This is a genomic window from Janibacter anophelis NBRC 107843 (assembly GCF_001570945.1).
In the GTDB taxonomy this organism is placed as follows: domain Bacteria; phylum Actinomycetota; class Actinomycetes; order Actinomycetales; family Dermatophilaceae; genus Janibacter; species Janibacter anophelis.
Genome location: NZ_BCSQ01000103.1, coordinates 1 through 2,830 on the forward strand (window position 1 = coordinate 1; position 2,830 = coordinate 2,830).

Here is a 2,830-nt window from a genome sequence, read left to right on the forward strand (position 1 = left end):
GGCGGTGACGGACGTTTCGGCGTCGTGCTCATCGAGCGCGGATTCGAGGTCGGCGGGGGAGATCAGCGTTTGAGATCGGCACCGTGGCGGCGGTCGAGCAGGTGAGCCCGACGGCCGAGGGTCGGATCCGGCTGCTGGCGCGCGGTGAAGGGCGCTTCGAGATCGTGCGGTGGCTAGAGGACGACCCGTACCCGCGCGCCGAGGTGCGCCCCCTGCCGGACCTGACGCGGGACGACGAGCACGCCGAGCAGCTACAGGAGACGGAGCGGGTAGTGCGGCGGGCTCTGGTGGTGATGAGCGAGTACCGCGGTGGGCTCTGGCCGGCGGATGTTGAGCTGTCCGAGGAACCGGTGACCCGGAGCTGGCAGCTGGCGGGGATCGCCCCGCTCGGTGCGCTCGACCAGCTGACCCTGCTGCGGTCGTCCTCCGTCGGTGCGTTGCTGGAGCGTGCCGCCGCGCTGACCACCGACGCGGTGGACCTGCTGCCTCTGCAGTTCCCGGACGACCCGGGCTGAGCGCTGACGGGGAGCACTCAGCGCGGCCGGCAGGCGACCTCGAGCAGTGGTCCGCCGGCGACCTGTCGGGCGGGTGAGTCGGGCACGAGCAGGCGTGCGCCGTGGCAGTCCGTCGGTCCGGCGGTGACGATCTCGGCGAAGGGGGTCCACCCTTCCTCGGCCTTGACGCGGCAGGTCCACGAGGTCCGGGGAGCGTTCCGGATGAAGGGCTCGAGCACGCTCGTCAGGACGTCGTGGAGCGTCGCCTCGCCGGGCAGCTCGACCTGACGGTGCAGGTCGAGCTGGTCACCGGGGTGCGCGTCGACACGCTGGGCGTCGACGAGCAGCCCGTCGGGATCGCGGGGCTCGAGCAGCGGGCCGATGACGACCCAGCCGGCCGCGTCAGGCACGCGCCGCGCGGCCTCCTCGCGGGTGATGACCGCGGGTCGGTTGGCCGGCTGCATGTCCCACCAAGTGCCGCACCGGCTGCAGTGGCGCACCTGCACCCAGTCTGCGGTCGCGACCTCGCGCACGCTGACGTGACGCACCCCGTGGATGCAGGCGTTGATGCAGATGTCGCAGGCGCCGGGGTAGGGGGTCATGCGTCGTAGTGTGTCGCGTCGACGATGAGTGCACACTGGGGGCGTGGTGGACGACTTCCTCATCGCCCGCAATCCCGAGCAGGACAGCACGCTGCCGTACCTCGTGCGCATCTCTCTCGGGGACGGTGTCGTGCTCAAGGCCAAGGACGTGTGGCCCCGCACCTCGAAGCTTTACTGCCACCGCACGCACGAGTGGCCGGAGGACGCGGAGATCATCGAGCGGGTCGCGACCCGCTCGTGCAGCTCCCGCGGTGCGGCCATCGACCTCGTCCTCGACCGGCGGCGGGAGAGCCGCTCGCAGTTCGTCATGACCCGCATCCGGGGCGGTCGGCCGGCGATCTTTTGGCAGACGGCGCGCACGACCAAGCAGGCCCGACCCAATGTCGACCTGCCGACCGCGCGGGCGCAGGGCGTGGCGGACCTGCCGATCCTCGTCGACAGCCACGAGCGGTACCCGTGGCGGTTCACCCACCAGCAGGCGGTGACGGAGCGAAGGGGGTTGCCCGCCGGCGACTACGCCGTCACCGACGGCGACCGGATCGTCGCGGCGGTGGAGCGCAAGTCCTTGGCCGACCTCGTCTCGAGCCTGACGAGCGGCAAGCTGACCTATCTGCTGGCCGAGCTGAGCGACCTGCCCCGAGCAGCGGTCGTCGTCGAGGACCGTTACGCACAGGTCTTCGCCCTCGATCGTGTACGCCCAGCGGTCGTGGCCGAGGCGATCGCGGAATGCCAGGCGCGATTCCCGGCCGTGCCGATCTTCTTCGCCGAGAACCGACAACTGGCGCAGGAGTGGACCTACCGCTTCCTCGCCGCGGCGCGGGAGGAGCTGCGGACGGGTCCGGCGACGGGGGAGGAGATCGCGACCATGGCGGCCGGTAACCCGGCGCCTCCGTCAGCCGCGACGCCCGGGGAGATCAGGGAGTGGGCGCGTGAGCATGGCTGGACGGTGTCCGACCGCGGGCGCATCCCGACCGACGTGCGGCGTGCCTTCGAGGAGAGTGCCTGAGGTTCCATCCGCTTCGGTTCTGAGCGGTGGGTGTGCTCACGTCGCGGAGCGTCGCTCCTTGCGACTTGGGCGGCGGGACGCGCTCCAGAGAGTCGGGACGCCGTACGTGTCGAGTCGCCGGTCGGCGGTCACCAGGGTGGCGTCCTCGACGGTGGCTTGCGCGATCAGGAGCCGGTCGAAAGGGTCACGGTGGTGCCACGGCAGGCCCGCCACTGCGGCTGCGTGTTCGGCGGTGACCGGCAGGGCGAGGAGGTCGAGGCGGGCGAGCTCGCGCGGCCACGCGGGGTCGATCATCAGTTTGCCGACGGAACGTTTGATCGCGATCTCCCACACGCTTGCCGCGCTGACGAGCGGCTCGGCCTGAGGGTCCGAGATGGTCGTCACCACCGACTCGGGGATCGTCGACCGGTCGCCGAGCAGCAGCCAGACGACGACGTTGGTGTCGAGGAGGTAGCGCGTCACGCGTACGGCTCGAAGTCCTCGAGCGGCGCATCGAAGTCATCGGACATGGCGCCCTCCAGCGAACCCCAGATCGACCGCTCGTGCGTGACGACTGGGGCTGGGCCCAGCACGGCCACCCGCTCGGAGCCACGCTTGATCACGACGGTCTCACCCGCCTCGACCCGTCGGAGCAGCCGAGACAGGTGCGTCTTGGCCTCCTGCACCGTGACCTCCATCCCTCCATGGTGGTTGACCAAGTGGACTTGGTCAACTATCTGAGTCCGGCT

General features: G+C 70.7%; 5 protein-coding genes. 2 read left to right on the top strand and 3 right to left on the bottom strand.

The features are described from left to right. Positions 1 to 41 precede the first annotated feature (41 nt). A complete protein-coding gene (locus JAN01S_RS16230) occupies positions 42 to 515 on the top strand; it encodes an LON peptidase substrate-binding domain-containing protein (RefSeq protein WP_084360334.1) in 474 nt (157 codons plus the stop codon). A gap of 17 nt (positions 516 to 532) precedes the next feature. Here JAN01S_RS16230 and JAN01S_RS16235 read toward each other — a convergent pair whose 3' ends face one another. Next, entirely contained in the window at positions 533 to 1,096 is a 564-nt protein-coding gene (locus JAN01S_RS16235; protein ID WP_068319832.1) for a hypothetical protein, read from the bottom strand. Between the two features lie 43 nt (positions 1,097 to 1,139). Here JAN01S_RS16235 and JAN01S_RS16240 point away from each other — a divergent pair, with 43 nt between their 5' ends. Next, complete coding sequence (locus JAN01S_RS16240; protein WP_068319834.1) at positions 1,140 to 2,102, top strand: ERCC4 domain-containing protein; 963 nt, start codon at positions 1,140 to 1,142, stop codon at positions 2,100 to 2,102. Between the two features lie 36 nt (positions 2,103 to 2,138). Here JAN01S_RS16240 and JAN01S_RS16245 read toward each other — a convergent pair whose 3' ends face one another. Beyond that, a complete protein-coding gene (locus tag JAN01S_RS16245; RefSeq protein WP_084360335.1) occupies positions 2,139 to 2,564 on the bottom strand; it encodes a type II toxin-antitoxin system VapC family toxin in 426 nt (141 codons plus the stop codon). After that, entirely contained in the window at positions 2,561 to 2,779 is a 219-nt protein-coding gene (locus tag JAN01S_RS16250; protein ID WP_068319837.1) for a type II toxin-antitoxin system Phd/YefM family antitoxin, read from the bottom strand. Before JAN01S_RS16250 ends, JAN01S_RS16245 begins: the two co-directional genes overlap by 4 nt. Between the last annotated feature and the right edge of the window lie 51 nt (positions 2,780 to 2,830).

Coding starts and splice junctions, on each gene's coding strand:
- JAN01S_RS16235 (WP_068319832.1), bottom strand. CDS start 1,096: ATGACCCCCTACCCCGGCGCCTGCGACATCTGCATCAACGCCTGCATC.
- JAN01S_RS16250 (WP_068319837.1), bottom strand. CDS start 2,779: ATGGAGGTCACGGTGCAGGAGGCCAAGACGCACCTGTCTCGGCTGCTC.